Source organism: Jannaschia rubra, from assembly GCF_001403735.1.
GTDB classification, from domain to species: domain Bacteria; phylum Pseudomonadota; class Alphaproteobacteria; order Rhodobacterales; family Rhodobacteraceae; genus Jannaschia; species Jannaschia rubra.
The window spans coordinates 267,725-288,103 of the sequence record NZ_CXPG01000020.1 but is presented as its reverse complement, the minus strand read 5'-3'; the positions used below and the strand labels follow the sequence as shown (position 1 = coordinate 288,103).

Sequence of the window (20,379 nt, the reverse complement as noted above, 5' to 3'; positions counted from 1 at the left end):
GATCGCCGGCCCGTCAAATCTTCCATCCCGAATGCAGCGCGGCGATCCCCATGGACAGGTTGCGGTACTTCACGTTGGCGAACCCCGCATCCACGATCATCCCGGCGAACCGATCCTGATCCGGAAAGCGGCGGATGCTCTCGACCAGATACTGATAGGATTCGCGGTCGCCCGCTATGGCCTGCCCCATGCGCGGGATCACGTTGAACGAGTAGAGGTCGTAGGCCTTCTGCATCAGCGGGTTCGGCAGCTGGCTGAACTCGAGCACCATGAGACGACCACCGGGCCGCAGGACGCGGTGCGCCTCGCGCAGGGCGTCGATGATCCGCGTGACGTTCCGGATGCCGAAGCTGATGGTGTAGACGTCGAAGCTGCCGTCGGCGAAGGGCAGCGCCATCGCGTCGCCCGTGACCCAGTCGAGACGGTCCGCCATGTCGGCAGCCTCCGCCCGCTGGCGCCCGGCGACGAGCATCCCTTCGGTCATATCGCAGACCACGGCTGTTGCCCCCGGCGCGCGGTCGAGAAAGCGGAAGGCGATGTCGCCCGTGCCGCCTGCGACATCGAGCAGGCGCTGGCCGGACCGAGGCGCGAGCCAGTCCATCATCGCATCCTTCCAGAGCCTGTGGACCCCCATCGACATCGCGTCGTTCATCACGTCGTACTTCGAGGCGACGTTGGTGAAGACGCCGTGGACGCGGGCGGCCTTCTCCTCCTCGGGGACGGTCTCGAAGCCGAAATGTGTGGTGCGTCCGGTGTCTTGCGTCATCGGCCTTGGCTCCTCATGTGTCGGGCTGACTTATAGGGCGGTCGCGCCCGCCTGCAATGAAGGGCATCCATGCCGGAGCTTCCCGAAGTCGAGACGGTCCGCCGCGGCCTGACCCCCGCGCTCGCCGGTGCGCGCCTGTCGCGGGTCGAGGTGAATCGCCCCGATCTGCGTTGGCCCTTTCCAGAGGACATGGCCGCGCGACTGACGGGCACGGCGATCACGGGGCTTGGGCGCAGATCCAAGTACCTGTTGATGCATCTCGACACGGGCGAGACCCTGATCGTGCATCTGGGGATGTCGGGCCGCATGGTGGTGGACGACCGGACGCCGGGCGCCTTTCATCATCCGGCGGGCTGGTTGCCGCAGCATGACCACGTCGTCTTTCACACCGAAGCCGGGGCGCGGGTCGTCTTCAACGATGCGCGACGATTTGGCGCGATGGATCTGTGGCCCACAGACGACATCGAGAACCACTGGCTGATCGCGAAGCTGGGTCCGGAGCCTTTGGGCAATGCTTTCCACGGCGATCATCTGGTGCAGGCCTTCGGGGGCCGGAAGACCTCCGTGAAGGCTGCGCTTCTGGATCAGAGGGTGGTCGCCGGTCTGGGCAACATCTACGTCTCGGAGGCGCTGCACCGGGCGGGCATCGCCCCCACCCGCAAGGCCGGTCGCATCGCGCGGCCGCGGGTCGCGGCGCTGGTGCCGGCGATCCGCGACGTGCTGACCGAGGCGATCGCGGCGGGCGGATCGTCGCTGCGCGATCACCGGCAGGCCGACGGGGAACTGGGGTATTTCCAGCACAGCTTCCGCGTCTACGACCGCGAGGGACGCCCCTGCCCTACCCCGGATTGCAGCGGCAACATCCGCCGCATCGTCCAGTCGGGAAGGTCCACATTCCACTGCCCGGCCTGTCAGAGGTGACTTGAAACCCATCCCGGTTCGGGGCAGGCCTGATCTTCTGTCAATCAGCGGACAACCAGCGGAGCGGCCCATGGGATACGAGACACTGAACGTCGAGACGTCGAACCACGTTGCCGTCATCCGGCTGGACCGCCCCGAAGCGCTCAATGCGATCAGTTCGACCCTTCTGGGCGAGCTTGCCAAGGCGCTGAAGGCCGCGCAGGCCAACGACAAGGTCCGCTGCATCGTGCTGACCGGGTCCGAGAAAGCCTTCGCCGCCGGTGCCGACATCCGCGAGATGTCGGAAAAATCCTTCGTGGACGTCTTCATGGGCGACCTGTTCGGTGACGAGGTCGACCAGTTCCTGCGGATCCGCAAGCCGATCATCGCTGCCGTTGCCGGCTATGCCCTGGGGGGCGGATGCGAGCTGGCGATGATGTGCGACATCATCATCGCCGCCGACACCGCGAAGTTCGGCCAGCCCGAGATCAACCTGGGCGTGATCGCCGGCATCGGCGGCACCCAGCGCCTGACGCGCGCCGTGGGCAAGGCCAAGTCGATGGACATGCATCTGACCGGCCGTTTCATGGATGCGGCCGAGGCCGAGAAGGCGGGCCTCGTGTCGCGGGTCGTGCCGGCGAAGAAGCTGATGGACGAAGCGATGGGCGCGGCCGGAAAGATCGCCGAGAAATCCATGGTCACCGTCACGGCCATCAAGGAAGCCGTCAACCAGAGCCAGGAGGTCGGGCTGTCCGATGGCCTGCTGTTCGAGAAGCGGATGTTCCACGCGCTGTTCAACACCGAGGACCGGGTCGAGGGCATGAAGGCCTTCGTCGAGAAGCGCGAGCCGCAGTTCCGCGACCGCTGAGGGTCGGTCAGCGCCTGTTGACGCCGTGCGACGTCTCGTCTAGATCGCGCCGATCATGCGTGTGAGGCCCGCTTTGGCCGGAATTGACCCGATCCCGCTCAGTGCGGGGTCCACCGGTCGGCCCTCGGGCGCAGTCGAAACATGAGCTGACCCGTAAGGACCGGATTACAATGGCCAATTCACCCCAAGCCCTGAAACGCGCCCGCCAGAATGAGCGTCGATTCGCCGTCAACAAGGCCCGCCGCTCGCGCATCCGCACCTATCTTCGCAAGGTCGAGGAGGCCATCGCCTCCGGTGACCGGGAGCAGGCGACGGAGGCGCTGCGCGCCGCCCAGCCCGAGCTGATGCGCGGTGTCACCAAGGGCGTCTTTCACAAGAACACCGCCGCGCGGAAGATGTCGCGGCTGTCGGCTCGCGTGAAGGCGCTCGAGACCGCCTGAGCGATTCCCGGCGGGGCTGCCAATTTGCCCGGCCACAGGTCAAGAGATTCGGAAGCCCGCCCCTGGCGGGCTTTTTTGCCATTTTAGATCAAGACCTTGTGCCCTTTCGGCGGATTCTTTTAGCCCCCGCCCGAAGTCAAGGCAGAAGATCAGTTGAAGCCCCCGCGGCCCCGGCGCTATCCCATGTCCTGCGAGTCATATCGCTCTTGTGGGGACATCGATGAAGACGGATCACAATCCGCTGATTTCCGAGGTGGGGCCTCGGGAGGCGTGGAACATATTGTCTGGCGACAAGGATGCCGTTCTCGTCGACGTCAGGACCGGGCCCGAATGGTCGTTCGTGGGCGGGGCCGATCTGTCGGACCTCGGCAAGGATGTCATTCGGATCGAATGGAAGTCCTGGCCCGACATGTCCCCGAACCCGGCTTTCGTCGGGGCGCTGATGGACCGGACAGGGGGTTTGCCATCCCGTTTCCTGTTCATCTGCCGCTCCGGCGCACGCTCGATGCATGCGGCCGAGGCCGTCGCCGATGCCCTCTCTGCCAGGGGGGAAGCGGTGCCCTGCATCAACGTGGCCGAAGGGTTCGAAGGCGATCTGGACGCGGACGATCACCGGGGGGGCCTCAACGGATGGAAGGCCCGGGGGCTGGCATGGCGCCAGTCCTGAACGCAACGAACGAGCAAGCGGATGGGGCCGAAAGAATGACGAACGACGCATGGGATCTGGCCCGTGGACATATCCGCAAGGATATCGGTGCCCACAACTACACCACATGGATCGAGCCCTTGTCGTTCCGCTCGCTCGAGGATGGCACGCTGAGCCTCTCGTCGCCCACCGAGTTCATCGGCAAGTGGGTGATGCAGAACTTCCAGGACGTGATCCTGCGTCATGTCGCCGGCAACGGCCATGCCGCCTCGCGCCTCGTCTGCGGCGCGCAGGCCCATTCGTCCGCCCGCCCGTCCCCGCGCGAGACGCCCGACGAATCGACCCCCCGGTCGCGGGCGCGGCAGGAGAACACGCTCGACAAGCGGTTCACCTTCGACAGCTTCATCGTCGGCAAGTCGAACGAGATGGCCCATGCCGCCGCCCGGCGGGTCGCCAGCGACGGCACGGTCAGCTTCAACCCGCTGTTCCTGCATGGCCGCGTGGGCCTTGGAAAGACGCACCTGATGCAGGCCATCGCCTGGGAGATTCAGGAAGCGCATCCGGAAAAGCGCGTGATGTACCTGTCCGCCGAGCAGTTCATGTACCGCTTCGTGCAGTCGCTGCGCGAAAAGGCCACGATGGATTTCAAGCAGCTGTTCCGCACCGTCGACGTCCTGCTGGTGGACGACGTGCAGTTCATCGCCGGCAAGGAGTCCACGCAGGAGGAGTTCTTCCACACCTTCAATGCGTTGGTCGACCAGGGCAAGCAGGTGGTCATTTCCGCCGACCGCAGCCCCGCCGACATCTCGGATCTGGAGGAACGGATCACCTCGCGACTCCAGTCCGGGCTGGTGGTCGATTTGCATCCTGCCGACTATGAGTTGCGTTTGGGCGTCCTGCAGCACCGGGTCGACATGTTCGCCGCCCAGAACCCCGAGTTCCAGATCGAGGACGGCGTGCTCGAATACCTGGCCAGCCGGATCACGGCGTCGATCCGAGTGCTCGAAGGCGCGGTGATGCGGCTTTTCGCCTATGCCGACCTCATCAAGCAGGTGGTGACGCTGGAGCAGGCGCAGGATGCGCTGTCGGACCTGCTGCGCGCCTCCGAGAAGAAGCTGACCATCGACGAGATCATGAAGGTCACCTGCGAGCATTATGCCCTGCGGATGTCCGACATGACCTCGGCGCGGCGGTCGCGCACGGTGGCACGGCCCCGGCAGATGGCGATGTTCCTCGCCAAGCGCCTGACGCCACGCAGCTATCCCGAGATCGGACGCAAGTTCGGCGGCCGCGATCACACCACGGTTCTCTATGCCGTGCGCAAGATCGAGGAGCTGATCGCCCAGGACACCCAGATCGCAGAGGACGCGCAGCTGCTGCAGCGCAAGCTCGAAGGCTAGTTGCAACAGGGCGGCGCGTCGTTATTGTGCCGCTTCCACCGCCCGAGGTTCGCCCCATGAAGTTTTCGATCGAGCGCGCCGCGCTTCTTGATGCCGTCAGCCAGGCGCAGGCCGTGGTCGAACGGCGCAACACCATTCCGATCCTGGCCAACGTCCTGATGGAAGCGACGCCCGAGGGCGTCAGCTTCAAGGCGACGGACCTCGACATCGAGGTGATCGACAAGGCCGAGGCCCAGGTCGAACGTCCGGGCGGGAGTACCGTCTCGGCCGTCCTGCTGCATGAGATCGTCCGAAAGCTGCCCGACGGCGCGCTGGTTCAACTGGTCGAGGATCAGGCGCAGGGCCGGCTGGAAGTCACCGCCGGGCGGTCGCATTTCTCGCTGGCGACGCTCGCGCGCGAGGATTTCCCCGTGATGGCAAGTTCGGATTATGCCGCGAACTTCAGCTGCCCGGCCAAGGTGTTGAGGCGCCTGTTCGACAAGACCCGCTTCGCCATCTCGACCGAGGAGACGCGCTACTACCTGAACGGCGTCTACATGCATGTGGCCGAAGCCGAGGGCGGCCGCACGCTGCGCGCCGTCGCCACCGACGGGCACCGCCTGGCCCGCGTCGATGCGCCCCTGCCCGAAGGCGCGGAGGACATGCCCGGCGTCATCGTCCCGCGCAAGACGGTCGATCAAGTCCGCAAGCTCCTGTCGGACGACGACATGCAGATCGCCGTATCGGTCTCGGAAACCAAGATCCGCTTCGTCACGCCGCAGATCACGCTGACCTCCAAGGTCATCGACGGCACCTTTCCAGACTATGCGCGCGTCATTCCCACGGGCAACACGCGCGAGCTCAAGGTCGACGCCAAGGATTTCGCCAAGGCCGTGGACCGCGTGGCGACCGTGTCGTCCGAACGCTCCCGCGCCGTCAAGCTGACGCTGGACGAGGATCGCCTGACCCTGTCGGTGAACGCCCCCGATGCCGGCGCCGCCGAGGAGGAACTCGCCGTGGCCTATGGCGACGAAAAGCTCGAGATCGGGTTCAACGCCAAGTATCTTCAGGAAATCGCGGCACAGGTCGATCTGGAAATGGCCACCTTCCTGTTCAACAACGCGGGCGATCCGACGTTGATGCGCGAAGGCGACGATCATTCGGCGATCTATGTCGTCATGCCGATGCGTGTCTGACGACAGGGCTCCGGATCCGGTCCGCCTGACCGAACTGGCGCTGTCGCATTTCCGGTCGCATCGCCGGACCCGGCTCACCTTGGACACGAGGCCTGTGGCGATCCATGGCGACAACGGTGCCGGCAAGACCAACCTGCTGGAGGCCGTATCGCTCCTCTCGCCCGGCCGGGGGATGCGCCGTGCGGGGGCCGAGGAAATCATCCGCCGTCCCGAAGGCATCGGCTGGAAGGTCTCCGCCACGCTGGGCGGGCACGAGGTCGAGCTTCGCGCCGAACCCGGCGCGCCGCGCACCACGGCAATCGACGGCAAGCCCGCGCCGCAGGTGGCACTGGCCCGGATCGCCCGCATCCTGTGGCTGGTGCCGTCGATGGATCGGCTCTGGCTGGAGGGAGCGGAGGGTCGCCGGCGGTTTCTCGACCGCATGACGCTCAGCTTCCTGCCTGACCATGCGGAAGGAGTCCTGACCTATGAGAAGGCCATGCGCGACCGCAACCGCCTGCTGAAGGACGGCGTGCGCGATGCCCGATGGTTCGAGGCACTGGAGGTGCTGATGGCCCGGCACGGCGCCGCCATCCACGCCCGCCGGACAGACGCCTTGGCCCGGCTTACCGCCGCGCAGGACGGCGATGGCCCCTTTCCCACCGCCGACCTGACCCTGACCGGCCCCGACGATGCGACAACGGAGGATACGCTGCGCGAGGCGCTGGCCACCGGTCGGGGCCGCGACATGGCGGCGGGACGCACGCTGACGGGGCCGCACCGCGCCGACCTGACTGCCGTCTATGCCGCGAAGGGGATGGAGGCGCGGCTCTGCTCCACCGGCGAGCAGAAGGCCCTGCTGATCTCGCTGATCCTCGCCAACGCGCGCGCGCTCCGGGCCGAGGATGGGACCGCCCCCATCCTTCTGCTCGACGAGGTCGCGGCGCATCTCGACGCCGACCGCCGCGCCGCGCTCTACGGCGAATTGCTTGGGATCGGGGGGCAGGCGTTCCTCACGGGGACCGACCCCCGGCTGTTCCGCGAACTCGGCGATGCCGCCCGCCACCTGCGCGTGACCGACGGGGCGGGCGAGAGCCGGACGGAGGAGGTCGATCCATGACCTGCATCCCGGGCCGCGCCACATCGCGCTGACCCACAAAATATGGGGCTATCGCCGTGACAATGCCCCCCCGGATGGATATATCTGGGGCAACGATACCGAAAGAAGCACACATGTCCGAGCAAGACGCGAAGTCCAGCGACTACGGCGCTGATTCCATCAAGGTTCTCAAAGGTCTGGAGGCGGTTCGCAAGCGTCCTGGGATGTACATCGGCGACACCGACGACGGGTCTGGCCTGCACCATATGGTCTACGAGGTCGTGGACAACGGCATCGACGAGGCTCTGGCCGGCCACGCGACCGAGGTCGGCGTCAAGATTCACGCGGATTCCAGCGTATCGGTCCGCGACAACGGCCGTGGCATTCCCGTGGGCATCCACGAGGAGGAGGGCGTGTCCGCGGCCGAGGTCATCATGACACAGCTGCACGCCGGCGGAAAATTCGACCAGAACTCCTACAAGGTCTCAGGCGGCCTGCACGGCGTGGGCGTCTCGGTGGTCAACGCCCTGTCCGACTGGCTGGAGCTTCGGATCTGGCGCGACGGCAAGGAACATGTCGCCCGCTTCGAGCACGGCGACACGGTGGAACATCTGAAAGTGGTCGGCGACACCGACCGGACGGGAACCGAGGTTCGGTTCATGGCCTCGCTCAACACCTTCTCGAACCGCGACTACAGCTTCAAGACGCTGGAGAACCGGCTGCGCGAGCTGGCCTTTCTGAACTCCGGCGTCCGCATCGTGCTCGAGGACGAGCGTCCGGTCGAGGCCCTGCGGACCGAGTTGTTCTACGAAGGCGGCGTACGGGAATTCGTGCGCTACATCGACCGCTCCAAGACCGCGGTGATGCCAGACCCGATCTACATGGAGGGTGAGCGCGACGGCATTGGCGTCGAGGTCGCGATGTGGTGGAACGACAGCTACAACGAAATGGTGCTGCCTTTCACCAACAACATCCCGCAGCGCGACGGCGGCACGCATCTGGCGGGCCTGCGCGGCGCGCTGACGCGGACGATCAACCTCTATGCCCAGTCCAGCGGCATCGCGCGGAAGGAGAAGGTCAGCTTCACCGGAGACGACGCGCGCGAGGGACTGACTTGTGTGCTGTCGGTCAAGGTGCCAGACCCGAAATTCTCCAGTCAGACCAAGGACAAGCTGGTGTCTTCCGAGGTGCGTCCGGCGGTCGAGAACCTGGTGAACGAGAAGCTGGCGGAGTGGTTCGAGGAAAACCCCCAGCAGGCCCGCCAGATCGTCGGCAAGATCATCGAGGCGGCCTTCGCGCGCGAAGCCGCCCGCAAGGCGCGAGAACTGACGCGGCGCAAGACGGCGATGGACGTGGCCTCCCTGCCCGGCAAGCTGGCCGACTGCCAGGAGAAGGATCCGTCGAAGGCCGAGCTGTTCCTGGTGGAGGGCGACAGCGCCGGCGGTTCGGCCAAGCAGGGCCGCTCCCGCCAGAACCAGGCGATCCTGCCGCTCAAGGGCAAGATCCTGAACGTGGAGCGCGCGCGTTTCGACCGCATGCTCGCCAGCCAGGAGATCGGCACGCTCATCACCGCGATGGGCACCGGCATCGGGCGCGACGAATTCGACCTGGCCAAGCTGCGCTACCACAAGATCGTCATCATGACCGACGCCGACGTCGACGGCGCGCATATCCGTACGCTGCTGCTGACGTTCTTCTATCGCCAGATGCCCCAGATCATCGAGGGCGGGCATCTCTATATCGCGCAACCGCCGCTCTTCAAGGTCGGTCGCGGCAAGTCCGAGGTCTATCTCAAGGACCAGACCGCGATGGAGGATTACCTGATCCAGCAGGGAACCGAAGGCGCGGTCCTGCGCCTGCCGGGCGGCGAGGAACTGGCCGGTCGTGACCTAGACCGCGTGGTTCAGGCGGCACGGACGTTCAAGCGCATCCTCGATGCCTTTCCGACCCATTATCCGCGCCACATCCTGGAACAGGCCGCGCTGGCCGGCGCCTTCGAGGCTGGGCAGGCCGATGCCGACCTTCAGGGGGTGGCGGACGCCGTCGCACGGCGGCTGGACCAGGTGGCTGCGGAATACGAGCGTGGCTGGACCGGGCGCATCACGCAGGATCACGGCATTCGCCTCGCGCGCGTCCTGCGCGGGGTCGAGGAGGTGCGAACGCTGGACGGCGCCGTCCTGCGGTCAGGCGAGGCACGCAAGCTGGCGCAGGTGTCGGCCGAGACGCGCGACGTCTATGCCGACCCGGCGCGGCTTGTCCGCAAGGATCGCGAAAACGTCGTCCACGGCCCCACGGACCTTTTGGACGCCGTGCTGGCCGAAGGGGAGAAGGGCTTGACGCTGCAACGCTACAAGGGTCTGGGCGAAATGAACCCCGAGCAGTTGTGGGAAACGACGCTCGACCCCGAGGCGCGGACCCTGCTGCAGGTCAGGATCGAGGATGTGACCGAGGCCGATGACGTCTTCACCAAGCTGATGGGCGATGTGGTCGAACCCCGGCGTGAGTTCATCCAGGACAACGCCCTGTCGGTCGAACATCTGGATTTCTGACCACCACGCGCTGCGCGCTGCCTAGCGGACCGTCCGCGACAGCAGGCGCGCGGCGGCGCTGTCCGGTATGAAGATCAGGACCGAAAGGCGGATGATGCCGGCCAGTCCGGCAAGGCAGGCGGCCAGGATGACTGCGTCGATGATCGGCATTGTTCAGGTCTCCAACTTCATTCTGCCTCAATTGCCCGACGTTCGCGGCAGGAATATGTCAAGATCGTTTTTCGAGTCGCTGGAATGGATGGTCGTGCGACGATTTGGATACGGACGGCGCACAATAGGCCCGCACGAGACGCGAATTGCGGCAGAATCGGTGCTCGACTCATCTCAGTGAAAGTCCCGCGATTTCGGGATGACCTGAACGTCCCGCGGATGGCGGATCACATGGCCGGGCGACAGGCGTTCGGGTACGCCCCGCGCCATCTCGTCCCCGCGGGCTAAGGCAGGCGAGAGCTCGTCCTCCGACAGCCGGGTCAGAGCATCGTTGCGGTCGATGATCTCATGCGCGACGACGTGGATGACGGCGTCGTCGAACTGGACGTGTCCACGCACCGCCATCAGGCGCGAGGTCATGATGGCCTTGCGGAACCGGGCGAACAGGTCGGGCCAGATGACCACGTTGACCACGCCGGTCTCGTCCTCCAGCGTGACGAAGCAGACGCCCTTCGCGCTGCCGGGCTTCTGCCGGACAAGGACCAGCCCCGCGACCGAGACCTTCTGGTTGAAGCGCAGGGTCCGCAGGTCGGCCGCGCGGGTATAGCCCGCCCTCCGCATGCCGCTCCGCAGGAAGGCCAGTGGATGCGCCTTGAGCGACAGGCGCGCGGTCTGGTAATCGGCCACCACATGTTCGCGCAGGGGCATTTCGGGCAGGTCATGCACCGGCTCGGCGCCCGTATCGGCCGTTTCCGCATGGGCGAACAGCGGCAGGTCGGGCCCTTGCCGGATCGCCTTGGCATCCCAGAGCGCGGCACGCCGATCCTGCCCGCAGGACCGGAAGGCATCGGCCGAGGCGAGCACTTCGATCGCGCGCCGCGACAACCCGCTGCGGCGGCGCAGATCCTCCACCCCGGCAAAGGGCGCGGTGCGCGCCCGCGTCAGGCGGGCCAATTCCTCCTCCTTCAGACCCGACAGCTGCCGGAACCCCAAGCGCAGCGCGAAGCCGTCGCGCCCCGCAGGCTCCAGCAGGTTGTCCCAACCGCTGTAGTTCACGTCCACCGGCAGGACCGTGACCCCCGCCCGCCGCGCCATCTCGACGATCTGGGCGGGGGCATAGAATCCCATCGGCTGCGAATTGAGCAGCGCGCAGGCGAAGACATGGGGGTGGTGGCATTTCAGCCAGCTCGACACATAGACCAGATGCGCGAAGCTCGCCGCGTGGCTTTCGGGAAAGCCGTATTCCCCGAACCCCTCGATCTGGCTGAAGCAGCGGGTGGCGAATTCGGCATCATAGCCGCGCGCGATCATGCGGTCGATCATGCGCGCCTTGTGGTTGGTGATCGATTCCTTCGACCGGAACGTCGCCATGGCGCGGCGCAGCCCGTTGGCCTCCGCACCGGAAAATTCGGCCGCGACGATGGCGATCTTCATCGCCTGCTCCTGAAAGATCGGGACGCCCAGGGTGCGCTTGAGGATGTTCTTCAATTCGTCGGGGTCATGTTCGGGGCCGGGCGTGGGGTATTCCACGACTTCCGCCCCCCGCCTGCGTTTCAGATAGGGATGCACCATGTCGCCCTGGATCGGGCCGGGACGCACGATGGCGACCTGGATCACCAGATCGTAGAACACTCGCGGCTTCAGCTTGGGCAGCATCGCCATCTGCGCCCGGCTTTCCACCTGGAACACCCCGAGCGAGTCGCCCCGGCACAGCATATCGTAGGTCGGCTCGTCGTCCGGCTCGACATCGGCCAGGGTCATGTCCCGGCCGTAATGATCGCGCAGCAGGCCGAAGCACTTGGCGATGCAGGTCAGCATCCCCAGCGCCAGCACGTCCATCTTGAAGATGCCCAGCGCGTCGATGTCATCCTTGTCCCATTCGATGAACGTGCGGTCCGGCATGGCGCCGTTGCCGATGGGCACGGTCCGCGTCAGCGGCTGTTCGGTCAGGATGAAGCCGCCCACATGCTGCCCCAGATGCCGCGGCATCCCGATCAGCTGATCGGTCAGGGCAATGGCCTGCCGGATGCGCGGGTCGTTCAGGTTCACGCCCGAATCCTGCAGGTGCATGTCATCAACCGATGTCCCCCACGACCCCCAGACGGTTTTGGCCATCGCGGTGGTCACGTCCTCGGTCAGGCCCAGCACCTTGCCCACCTCGCGGATCGCCATGCGGGGGCGATAATGGATGACCGTCGCTGCCAGCCCCGCATGGGCGCGGCCATAGCGGTCGTAGATGTGCTGGATGACCTCCTCGCGGCGCTCATGCTCGAAATCGACGTCGATGTCGGGGGGTTCGTTGCGTTCTTCCGACAGGAACCTCTCGAACAGGACCTCGTGATGCGCGGGGTCGACCGAGGTGATGCCCAGGCAGAAGCAGACCGCCGAATTGGCCGCCGACCCCCGCCCCTGACACAGGATGCCGCGCGACCGGCCATAGGCCACGATTTCATGGATCGTGATGAAATAGCGGGCCAGTTCCTTGCGCCCGATGAAGATCAGCTCCTTCTCGATGGTCGCGCGCACGGGCGCCGGCACGCCGTCGGGATAGCGCCGTGCGGCGCCCTCCTCGGTCAGCGCGCGCAGATGCTCGTCGGGGGTGCGGCCTTCGGGCACGTGATCGCGGGGGTATTCGTAACGCAACTCGTCCAACGAGAAATCCAGCCGCCCGGCGATGGCCAGGCTCTCGCGGATGGCATGGGGCCAGCGCGCGAACAGGCGGATCATCTCGTCGGGCGACTTCAGGTGACGCTCGGCATTGGCATGCAAGTCGAACCCCGCCTCGTGCAGCTTCAGCTTCAGGCGGATGCAGGTCATCACGTCCTGAAGCGGACGCCGGTCGGGGCGGTGGTAATGCACCTCGTTCGTCGCCACGATCCGCAGGCCATGGAACCGCGCCAGCCGGTCCAGCCGTTCGATCCGCGCATGATCGTCCCCGCGATAAAGGTGGGCCACGGCCACATGCGACAGCTCGGGCAAGCGCCGCACATGGGCGGCGAGGCGCGCGGCGAAGGCCACGTCGTCCTCGGGCGGAACGGCGATCAGCGTGATGCCCTTCTGGTGCGCGGCCAGATCGTTCAGCGACAGGTCGCATCGCCCCTTGGCCTGCCATTCCCCCTCCAGCCCCGTCATCCGCCCCTTGGAGATCAGCGCACAGAGGTTGCCATAGGCATCGCGGTCGCGCGGATAGGCAAGGAACTCGGACCCGTCGTTCAGCACGATCCGCGCGCCGATCAGGGGCCGGATCCGCGCCGTCCGCGCCTCGACGTGCAGGCGCACGATGCCCGCCATCGAATTGCGATCGGCCACGCCCAGCCGGTCATAACCCAGCTCATGCGCGCGCAGCACCAGGTCCACCGGCTCGGACGCGCCGTGCAGGAACGAGAATGCCGTGGTCAGCCCAAGCTCGACGAAGGGCGCGGGCGGGTTCGGCGGCAGCGGCGCATCGGGGTCGAGCTGCCGCCGGTCGGGGGTCGGCGGGGCGTCGGGCATCAGGCGAACATCCCGTGCAGGAACCAGTCAGGCTCATCGCCCCGGCCGTCGCCCGCCATGCCTTCGCGGAACAGCCAGTAGCGCGCACCTTCCGCCACCTCGACCTTGTAGTAGTCGCGCAGCCGAGTGCCGGGGCGCGCGCGCCACCATTCGGGGGCGATGCGTTCCGGTCCCTGATGGCGCCGAATAAGATAGGGCTTGCGCCGCCATTTGAACCGCACCGGCGGCCCTTCGGGCACCGCATAGAGAACCTCGATCCGCTCGGGCACCTGCAGCAGACGGACGGGCCGGTCGCGGGCGGGCGCGACCATGCCGCCGCCGCCCAGACCGCCGGGCGCCAGCAGGTCGGCGCGCCCGCCCCGCAGCGCGGGGGCCCAGCCCTCGGCCCGTTCGGGCAGGTGGCTGGCGCGGGGGTCGGGCATCTGCACCGCCTGCCCGCCCAGCCGCGCCGACAGCCGGTCGATGAGCGTGGCGACGGCCAGTTCGCTGTCGATGCCGCCGTCGAGCCGGACCTGCGCCGCGGCCATGTCCTCGACCCGCAGCGCCTCCAGGCTCAGGGTGTCGAAGCCGAACCCGGCGTCCAGGCTCTCGAAATGACGCGACAGCAGGCGGATCAGGTGGGCCGCGTCGCGGTTGGCCCGCGCGCAGCCCGACTCCAGCCGCGTCGCGGTGCCATCGGTCCGGTAAAGCTCCAGCCGCAGGCCGCGCAGGCCGCATCCCGCCTGTGCCAAGTCGGCGCAGAGGTCCGTCATCGGCTCCTCCAGCAGGGATTGCGGGTCCATCACCGGCTCGGGCAGGCGGCGGACGACGCGGAACCGGCGGGGCGGGGCGGCGCTGACGACCGGCTCGGGCAGCGCGCCGGTCATCTGGTCCAGCCGCCGCAGCGGCGTGGCCAGGGCCTTGCCGTCCCTGCCGAACCGCCGTTCCAGCGTGGCGCGGGGAATGGCCATGAGGTCGCCTGCCCGCTTCAGCCCCAGCCGCCGCAACGTCAGCAGCGTCGTCCCGTCCAGCCGCAGCGCCGCAACGGGCAGCATCGCCACCCGCGCCTTCAGCGCCGGGCCTCCGCAGATCTCGCGCGCGTCGCCGTATCGCGCCAGCGCCCAGGCCGCGCCATGGGTGGGGGCCAGAGCGATGCGGACGGACTGGCCCAGCGCTTCCAGCCGTGTCTCCATGTCCGCCAGCATCGCGGCCTCGCCCCCCCACAGGTGGTCCGATCCGGTGGTGTCCAGCACCATCCCGTCGGCCCCGTCCACCGCCGACCAGGGGCACCAGCGCCGGGCCCAGAGGACCAGCCGCTCCAGCGCCGCCGCATCGCCCGCCAGATCGGCGGGGATCACCTGCAGGTCGGGGCAGAGCGCGCGCGCATCCGTCACCCGCCCGCCCCGCACCGCCCCGGCCTGCATGGCGGCGACGTTCGCGGCGTGAATCACCGGCCCGTGGGGTCCTTCGGCGGCCAGCACCAGGGGCGCGTCGGCATCGGGGCCGGGCGCCGGGTCATCCCACGGCGCGGGGTCCGGTCGCGGCGTCGTCGCCTCCGCCCGTTCCCAGCGTGCCATCGGAAAGCGCGGCAGCCAGATCGACACGATGCGCCGCGCGGTCATGACCGGCCACCCAGCGCGTGGGCGCGCCCCGCCGCGTGCGGAACAGATCGGCCCACCAGCGCGCCTGTCCCGGCGCCCGCGCGTCCCACGGGTTGTCCGCGGAAGGTGCCGGATCGACACGCCAGCGGTCGGGCGCCACCGACAGGTCGGCCACCCCGTCGGGCCTGAGAAGCCAGACCGGCACGCCCGATCGTCGCGACCGCAGAGCCAGCCGCTTGGTCGCAGTGAAGTCCAGCGACCGGGGGTTTCCCCAGACCTCGCCCACGACGGCGGACAATGCGGCGCATTCCAACCCCTCCTCCATTGCCCAGAGCGCATCGGCCGCGTTGCGCGCGCCGACCCGCAGGATGGGCATCTGCAAACCCGTTCCGGCGATTCCCCGAAGGCAGGGCAGCCCGCCCTCGCGCGCGGCGGTCCTGTCCTGCACCCACAGGATCGGCCCGTCCCGCGCCCCGTCCGCCCCCAGCCAGGCGTCGATCTGCGCCAGGACCAAACCTGTCCCGGCACCGTCCCGCGTGTTCGAGAAGGCTTCGGTAAAGGTCGGAAGATCGGGGTCCGTCATGAATGGAACACCGGGAGAATCGCTATGATGTTCCCCTAATGTTCCAGCTTCGGGCCGGGCTTGTCGAGTCCCCCCGGCGCAGATTTCACTCCGCGAGGCATTCCGACAGGGACGTCGCCAGCCCGCGCAACAGCGCCGGATAGAGCGCGGGGCCGGGCTGAAGCGCAGCACCCAAAGGGTCCAGCACGCCCGAGCGGGCGCCGGTGCCTTCGGTCAGGGTCGTCACCAGACCCGTGTTGAACTGCGGCTCCGAAAACACGCAAACGGCATCCGCATCCACCACCGCATCGCGCAACGCGGCGACCCGTGCGGCCGACGGCGGCGCCGCATCGCTCACGTTGATCGCGCCTGCCGAAGGGATCGAGAACTTCTCCTCGAAATATCCATAGGCATCGTGGAACACGATGAACCCCCGGTCCCGCACGGGTGCGAGCGTCCCCTCGATCTCGATCTTCAACCCGTCGAGCTCGGCGCGCCCGGCTTCGGCATTGGCGGCATAGATGATCGCGTTCTCCGGGTCTGCCTCCGACAGGGTGTCGGCGATCGCGTCGAGCCAGAGCTTGCCGTTGTCGGGGTCGAGCCAGGCGTGCGGATCGATGGCGACCGCGTCGGCGTCGTGATCCTTGTGCGGGTCGTCGTCGTCACCATGGCCATGGTCCTCGTCGAAGGTCCGCAGCCGCGTCTCCGGGACGTCGAGCAGGACCAGCGATCGGGCCTTCGGCGCGAGCGTGCCTACGGCATCGTCGAGCCAGGGGGCCAGCGTGCCGCCCACGCGCACCACCACGTCGGCATCCTGAAGGGCCGACGCCTCCGACGGGCGCAGGGCATGACCGTGGGGCGACAGGCCGGGCGGCACGATCAGGGTCGGCGCGCCCAACCCGTCCATGACCCGCGCGACCATCGAATGAATCGGCCCCACATCGGCCACCACCTTCGGCACTTCGGCCCCGGCCGGGAACGCGACGACAGACAGCAGCAGGGCAAGGCGGATCGGCATGAAACTTCTCATCAGGGTGACGCGGCTTGATTATGGCGGATGTTATAACATATCAACCCAAAATGACCCCGATCGGCTTCGAAACCCACGACCATTCCGATTGCATCGACGCGGGGATCGCGGCGGTGCGCGCGCATTGCGTGGCCGACGGATTGCAGTTGACGCCGGTGCGGCGGCGAGTGCTCGAGATCCTGCTGACCGGCCACAAGGCGATGGGCGCCTATGACATCATGGATATCCTGCGCGCCGACGGTCTGAACCCGCAGCCGCCAACGGCGTATCGCGCGCTCGACTTTCTGGTGGCGCATGGCTTCGCGCATCGGGTCGAACGTCTGAACGCCTTCGTGGCGTGCACCGCGCCGGGCCAGCGGCACGCGCCGGTCCTTCTGATCTGCCGGGGGTGCGAGGCCGTGGCCGAGACGCAGGTCGACACGACCCACGCCCTCGGCCAGGCCGCGAGCGGTGTCGGGTTCGCCGTCGAAAGCACCGTGCTGGAAGCCGAGGGGCTGTGTCCCAGATGCCAGATCGACCTGGCATGACCCTCATCGCCGTCGAGGGGTTGGAGATCCGGCACGGCGCGCGTCGGGTGCTGCACGACGTCACCCTGACCCTTCGCCCGGGCGAGATCGTCACCATCGTGGGGCCCAACGGCTCCGGCAAGTCCAGCCTGCTGCGCGCGATGATCGGCGCGATCCGCCCCGCGCGCGGCCGCGTCGTCCGCCGCCCCGGCCTGCGGATCGGCTACGTCCCCCAGCGCCTGACGCTCGACGCGAGCCTGCCGATGACCGTCCGGCGGTTCCTGAGCCTGCCGCGGCCCGTCAGCGATGCCGAGGCACGGGTTGCGCTGGAACGCGCGGGCGTGCCGCAGGTGGCGCCCGCACAGGTCGGCGCCCTGTCGGGGGGGCAGTTGCAGCGCGTCCTGCTGGCGCGCGCTCTGCTGGGCGATCCGGAGCTTCTGATCCTCGATGAGCCGACGCAGGGACTGGACCAGCCCGGATCGGCTGCCTTCTATCGCCAGATCGAGGCGATCCGCACCGAGACGGGCTGCGCCGTCCTGATGGTCAGCCACGAACTGCATGTCGTCATGGCCGCCTCCGACCGGGTGATCTGCCTCAACGGTCACGTCTGCTGCGAGGGGCACCCCGAACAGGTGGCCTCCGCCCCCGAATATCGCGCGCTGTTCGGGACGGGCACGCAGGGGGCGCTCGCGCTCTATCGCCACGAGCACACGCATCGCCACGACCACGGACCCGCCGCTTGATCCTCCTCGACAGCTTCCTGATCCGCGCGGCGTTGGCGGGGCTGGGCGTGGCGCTGGCCGCGGGGCCGCTCGGCTGCTTCGTCGTCTGGCGGCGGATGGCCTATTTCGGCGACGCGACGGCCCATGCCACGATCCTCGGCGTGGCGCTGGCGCTGGCGCTGGAGGTGCCGATCCTGGCGGGCGCGCTGGTCGTGGCGCTGGCCATGGCGCTGGCGATCTGGTGGCTGAGCGGGCGGGGCGAGGCGACGGACACCCTGCTGGGCGTCATGGCCCATTCGGCGCTGGCCTTCGGGCTGGTGGCGGTGGCGTTCCTGCCCGGGGTCCGCATCGACCTCATGGCCTATCTGTTCGGCGACATCCTGTCGGTCGGACGCATCGACCTTCTGGTGATCTGGGGCGGCGCGGCGCTGGTCACGGCGCTTCTGGCGTGGCGGTGGCAACGGTTGCTGACCTCGACCCTGGGGGCGGACCTGGCCCATGCGGCGGGCATCGACCCGCGGCGCGAGCAGCTGATCCTGACGCTGTCGCTGGCCGTGGTGGTGGCGGTGGCCATCAAGGTGGTGGGCGTGCTGCTGATCGCCGCGCTCCTCCTCATCCCCGCGGCGGCCGCCCGGCGGTTCGTCCGCACGCCCGAGACGATGGCGCTGGCGGCGGCGGGGCTGGGCGGGGTCGCGGCACTTGGCGGGGTCTGGGCGTCATGGGCATGGGACACGCCCACGGGGCCCACGATCGTCTGCATCGCGGCGCTGATCTTCGCCGCCGCCACCGCGGTCCGTCGCGGAGGAGGCTGAGGCCGGGGCGGCCTGCCGCCCTTGACAAGATCGGCCGCGACGGGCCCTGTTGTCGCATGAAAGGTCCATCAGAGGCCGACCCATCCGACAGCGGAGTCCATCCCATGAACATCTCCCGACGCACCCTCCTCGCTTCCTCCGTGGCAGCGGCGGCCCTGCTCAAGGCGCCCCTTGCATGGGCCGCGACGCCGCCCGACACCCTGATCCAGGCCTGGGCCATAGACGACATCATCAGCCTCGACCCCGCCGAGGTGTTCGAGTTCACCGCCTCCGAGATCCTGGGCAACACCTACGACGGCCTCGTGGGCTACGACGTGGATGACGTGACCGACATCTCGGGCGTGCTGGCCGAAAGCTGGGAGGTGTCGGAGGACGGCAAGACCTTCACCTTCACCATGAAGCCCGACCTTCAGTTCGCCTCCGGCAACCCGATCACGGCCGCAGACCCGGTGTTCAGCTTCGTGCGGGTCATCAAGCTCGACAAGTCGCCGGCCTTCATCCTGTCGCAGTTCGGCTTCACCCCCGACAACGTCGAGGAGACGATCCGCCAGACCGGCGACATGACCTTCGAGTTCGAGATGGATCAGGCCTATGCGCCGACCCTCGTGCTCTATTGCCTGACGGCGACGGTGGGCTTCATCGTCGACAAGGCGCTGGTGCTGGAGCACGAGGCCGACGGCGATTTCGGCTACGAATGGCTCAAGACCAACTACGCGGGCTCCGGCCCCTTCGTCATCCGCGACTGGCGCGCCAACGAAGCCGTGGTGATGGAGCGCAACCAGAACTACTGGGGCGAGCCGCCGGCGCTGGAGCGCTCGATCTACCGCCACATTCCCGAATCCGCGACCGAACGGCTGCTCCTGCAGGAAGGCGACATCGACATCGCCCGCAAGCTGTCGCCGCAGGACATCCAGGCGCTTCGCGGGGCCGACGGCATCAAGGTGCAGGAGGGGGTCAAGGGCTCGATCTACTACCTCGGCCTGAACCAGAAGAACGAATACCTGTCGCATCCGAAGGTGCGCGAGGCGATGAAGTATCTCGTCGACTATGGGGCCATCGCGGACACCGTGATGGAGGGCCTCGTCGAGGTGCACCAGTCGTTCCTGCCCAAGGGCTTCCTCGGCGTGCTGGAGGAGACGCCTTATTCCCTCGACGTCGACAAGGCCAAAGCGCTGCTGGAGGAGGCGGGGTATCCCGACGGGTTCACCGTGACGATGGACACGCGCAACACGCCCGACATCACCGGAATGGCACAGGCCATCCAGCAGACGATGGCGCGAGCGGGCATCACCATCGAGATCATTCCGGGCGACGGGCAGCAGACGCTGACCAAGTACCGCGCGCGCAACCACGACATCTACATCGGCCGCTGGGGCCCGGACTATCAGGACCCGCACACGAACGCCGACACCTTCGCGCGCAACCCCGACAACTCCGACGACGCCTCCGCGAAGCCGCTCGCCTGGCGCAACAGCTGGGACATTCCGGAAATGACCGCGATGGCCGACGCCGCCGTGCTGGAGCCCGACACCGAGAAGCGCGCCGAGATGTACCGCGAGTTGCAGCGCGAGCATCAGCAGGTCTCGCCCTTCGTCATCATGTTCCAGGAGATCGAGGTCCTGGCCATGCGCGACGAGGTCGAGAACTTCATCATCGGGCCGTCGTTCAACGACAACTCATTCGAGTTCGTCACCAAGGGCTGA

Annotated in this window: 18 protein-coding genes; 12 read left to right on the top strand and 6 right to left on the bottom strand. The window is 67.6% G+C overall.

Annotation, left to right across the window (positions count from 1 at the left end; translation table 11 throughout):
• Positions 1-13: 13 nt before the first annotated feature.
• A complete protein-coding gene (ubiE, locus tag JAN5088_RS11050; protein WP_055682864.1) occupies positions 14-766 on the bottom strand; it encodes a bifunctional demethylmenaquinone methyltransferase/2-methoxy-6-polyprenyl-1,4-benzoquinol methylase UbiE in 753 nt (250 codons plus the stop codon).
• Between the two features lie 69 nt (positions 767-835).
• On the opposite strand from ubiE, the gene mutM reads away from it, so the two are divergent.
• From mutM to gyrB, 8 genes are all read left to right on the top strand, one after another.
• On the top strand, positions 836-1,687 hold the full coding sequence (mutM, locus tag JAN5088_RS11045) for a bifunctional DNA-formamidopyrimidine glycosylase/DNA-(apurinic or apyrimidinic site) lyase (RefSeq protein WP_055682863.1): 852 nt from the start codon (positions 836-838) through the stop codon (positions 1,685-1,687).
• A 70-nt stretch (positions 1,688-1,757) separates the two neighbouring features.
• Positions 1,758-2,534: an enoyl-CoA hydratase-related protein gene (locus JAN5088_RS11040; RefSeq protein WP_055682862.1), complete on the top strand. Its 777-nt coding sequence runs from the start codon at positions 1,758-1,760 to the stop codon at positions 2,532-2,534.
• Positions 2,535-2,704: 170 nt separating this feature from the next.
• Positions 2,705-2,974 carry a 30S ribosomal protein S20 gene (rpsT, locus tag JAN5088_RS11035; protein WP_055682861.1) on the top strand — a complete coding sequence of 90 codons (270 nt, stop codon included), beginning with the start codon at positions 2,705-2,707 and terminating at the stop codon, positions 2,972-2,974.
• Between the two features lie 220 nt (positions 2,975-3,194).
• Positions 3,195-3,641: a rhodanese-like domain-containing protein gene (locus JAN5088_RS11030; RefSeq protein WP_055682860.1), complete on the top strand. Its 447-nt coding sequence runs from the start codon at positions 3,195-3,197 to the stop codon at positions 3,639-3,641.
• A gap of 35 nt (positions 3,642-3,676) precedes the next feature.
• Positions 3,677-5,020 carry a chromosomal replication initiator protein DnaA gene (dnaA, locus tag JAN5088_RS11025; RefSeq protein ID WP_055683330.1) on the top strand — a complete coding sequence of 448 codons (1,344 nt, stop codon included), beginning with the start codon at positions 3,677-3,679 and terminating at the stop codon, positions 5,018-5,020.
• Between the two features lie 56 nt (positions 5,021-5,076).
• Positions 5,077-6,195 carry a DNA polymerase III subunit beta gene (gene dnaN / locus JAN5088_RS11020; RefSeq protein ID WP_055682859.1) on the top strand — a complete coding sequence of 373 codons (1,119 nt, stop codon included), beginning with the start codon at positions 5,077-5,079 and terminating at the stop codon, positions 6,193-6,195.
• Positions 6,188-7,294: a DNA replication/repair protein RecF gene (gene recF, locus JAN5088_RS11015; RefSeq protein ID WP_233489767.1), complete on the top strand. Its 1,107-nt coding sequence runs from the start codon at positions 6,188-6,190 to the stop codon at positions 7,292-7,294. The genes dnaN and recF overlap by 8 nt, the downstream gene beginning before the upstream one ends.
• 113 nt (positions 7,295-7,407) lie before the next feature.
• On the top strand, positions 7,408-9,822 hold the full coding sequence (gene gyrB, locus JAN5088_RS11010; RefSeq protein WP_055682857.1) for a DNA topoisomerase (ATP-hydrolyzing) subunit B: 2,415 nt from the start codon (positions 7,408-7,410) through the stop codon (positions 9,820-9,822).
• A 21-nt stretch (positions 9,823-9,843) separates the two neighbouring features.
• Here the strand turns inward: gyrB and JAN5088_RS19445 are convergent, their stop codons facing one another.
• From JAN5088_RS19445 to JAN5088_RS10990, 5 genes are all read right to left on the bottom strand, one after another.
• A complete protein-coding gene (locus JAN5088_RS19445) occupies positions 9,844-9,972 on the bottom strand; it encodes a hypothetical protein (RefSeq protein ID WP_267885378.1) in 129 nt (42 codons plus the stop codon).
• Between the two features lie 174 nt (positions 9,973-10,146).
• The gene (locus JAN5088_RS11005) at positions 10,147-13,464 is read right to left on the bottom strand and encodes an error-prone DNA polymerase (protein WP_055682856.1); all 3,318 of its coding nucleotides are present in this window, start codon (positions 13,462-13,464) and stop codon (positions 10,147-10,149) included.
• Positions 13,464-15,065: a Y-family DNA polymerase gene (locus JAN5088_RS11000; RefSeq protein ID WP_074962462.1), complete on the bottom strand. Its 1,602-nt coding sequence runs from the start codon at positions 15,063-15,065 to the stop codon at positions 13,464-13,466. Before JAN5088_RS11000 ends, JAN5088_RS11005 begins: the two co-directional genes overlap by 1 nt.
• Entirely contained in the window at positions 14,959-15,627 is a 669-nt protein-coding gene (locus JAN5088_RS10995; RefSeq protein ID WP_055682855.1) for a hypothetical protein, read from the bottom strand. The genes JAN5088_RS11000 and JAN5088_RS10995 overlap by 107 nt, the downstream gene beginning before the upstream one ends.
• An 85-nt stretch (positions 15,628-15,712) precedes the next feature.
• Entirely contained in the window at positions 15,713-16,624 is a 912-nt protein-coding gene (locus JAN5088_RS10990) for a zinc ABC transporter substrate-binding protein (protein ID WP_055682854.1), read from the bottom strand.
• Positions 16,625-16,686: 62 nt separating this feature from the next.
• Here JAN5088_RS10990 and JAN5088_RS10985 point away from each other — a divergent pair, with 62 nt between their 5' ends.
• From JAN5088_RS10985 to JAN5088_RS10970, 4 genes are all read left to right on the top strand, one after another.
• Entirely contained in the window at positions 16,687-17,163 is a 477-nt protein-coding gene (locus JAN5088_RS10985; protein ID WP_055682853.1) for a transcriptional repressor, read from the top strand.
• Positions 17,160-17,885, top strand: coding sequence for an ATP-binding cassette domain-containing protein (locus tag JAN5088_RS10980; RefSeq protein WP_055682852.1), 726 nt, complete (start codon positions 17,160-17,162; stop codon positions 17,883-17,885). The genes JAN5088_RS10985 and JAN5088_RS10980 overlap by 4 nt, the downstream gene beginning before the upstream one ends.
• Entirely contained in the window at positions 17,885-18,676 is a 792-nt protein-coding gene (locus JAN5088_RS10975) for a metal ABC transporter permease (protein ID WP_055683328.1), read from the top strand. The genes JAN5088_RS10980 and JAN5088_RS10975 overlap by 1 nt, the downstream gene beginning before the upstream one ends.
• A 104-nt stretch (positions 18,677-18,780) precedes the next feature.
• Positions 18,781-20,379, top strand: coding sequence for an ABC transporter substrate-binding protein (locus JAN5088_RS10970; protein ID WP_055682851.1), 1,599 nt, complete (start codon positions 18,781-18,783; stop codon positions 20,377-20,379).

Excerpts from the sequence above, each read along its gene's own strand:
- ubiE (WP_055682864.1), bottom strand. The coding sequence starts at position 766 with ATGACGCAAGACACCGGACGCACCACACATTTCGGCTTCGAGACCGTC.
- JAN5088_RS10995 (WP_055682855.1), bottom strand. The coding sequence starts at position 15,627 with ATGACGGACCCCGATCTTCCGACCTTTACCGAAGCCTTCTCGAACACG.
- JAN5088_RS11030 (WP_055682860.1), top strand. The coding sequence starts at position 3,195 with ATGAAGACGGATCACAATCCGCTGATTTCCGAGGTGGGGCCTCGGGAG.
- JAN5088_RS11005 (WP_055682856.1), bottom strand. The coding sequence starts at position 13,464 with ATGCCCGACGCCCCGCCGACCCCCGACCGGCGGCAGCTCGACCCCGAT.
- rpsT (WP_055682861.1), top strand. The coding sequence starts at position 2,705 with ATGGCCAATTCACCCCAAGCCCTGAAACGCGCCCGCCAGAATGAGCGT.
- dnaA (WP_055683330.1), top strand. The coding sequence starts at position 3,677 with ATGACGAACGACGCATGGGATCTGGCCCGTGGACATATCCGCAAGGAT.
- mutM (WP_055682863.1), top strand. The coding sequence starts at position 836 with ATGCCGGAGCTTCCCGAAGTCGAGACGGTCCGCCGCGGCCTGACCCCC.
- JAN5088_RS10970 (WP_055682851.1), top strand. The coding sequence starts at position 18,781 with ATGAACATCTCCCGACGCACCCTCCTCGCTTCCTCCGTGGCAGCGGCG.
- dnaN (WP_055682859.1), top strand. The coding sequence starts at position 5,077 with ATGAAGTTTTCGATCGAGCGCGCCGCGCTTCTTGATGCCGTCAGCCAG.
- gyrB (WP_055682857.1), top strand. The coding sequence starts at position 7,408 with ATGTCCGAGCAAGACGCGAAGTCCAGCGACTACGGCGCTGATTCCATC.
- JAN5088_RS10985 (WP_055682853.1), top strand. The coding sequence starts at position 16,687 with ATGACCCCGATCGGCTTCGAAACCCACGACCATTCCGATTGCATCGAC.
- JAN5088_RS10980 (WP_055682852.1), top strand. The coding sequence starts at position 17,160 with ATGACCCTCATCGCCGTCGAGGGGTTGGAGATCCGGCACGGCGCGCGT.
- JAN5088_RS10990 (WP_055682854.1), bottom strand. The coding sequence starts at position 16,624 with ATGCCGATCCGCCTTGCCCTGCTGCTGTCTGTCGTCGCGTTCCCGGCC.
- JAN5088_RS11000 (WP_074962462.1), bottom strand. The coding sequence starts at position 15,065 with ATGACCGCGCGGCGCATCGTGTCGATCTGGCTGCCGCGCTTTCCGATG.
- JAN5088_RS19445 (WP_267885378.1), bottom strand. The coding sequence starts at position 9,972 with ATGCCGATCATCGACGCAGTCATCCTGGCCGCCTGCCTTGCCGGACTG.
- JAN5088_RS11040 (WP_055682862.1), top strand. The coding sequence starts at position 1,758 with ATGGGATACGAGACACTGAACGTCGAGACGTCGAACCACGTTGCCGTC.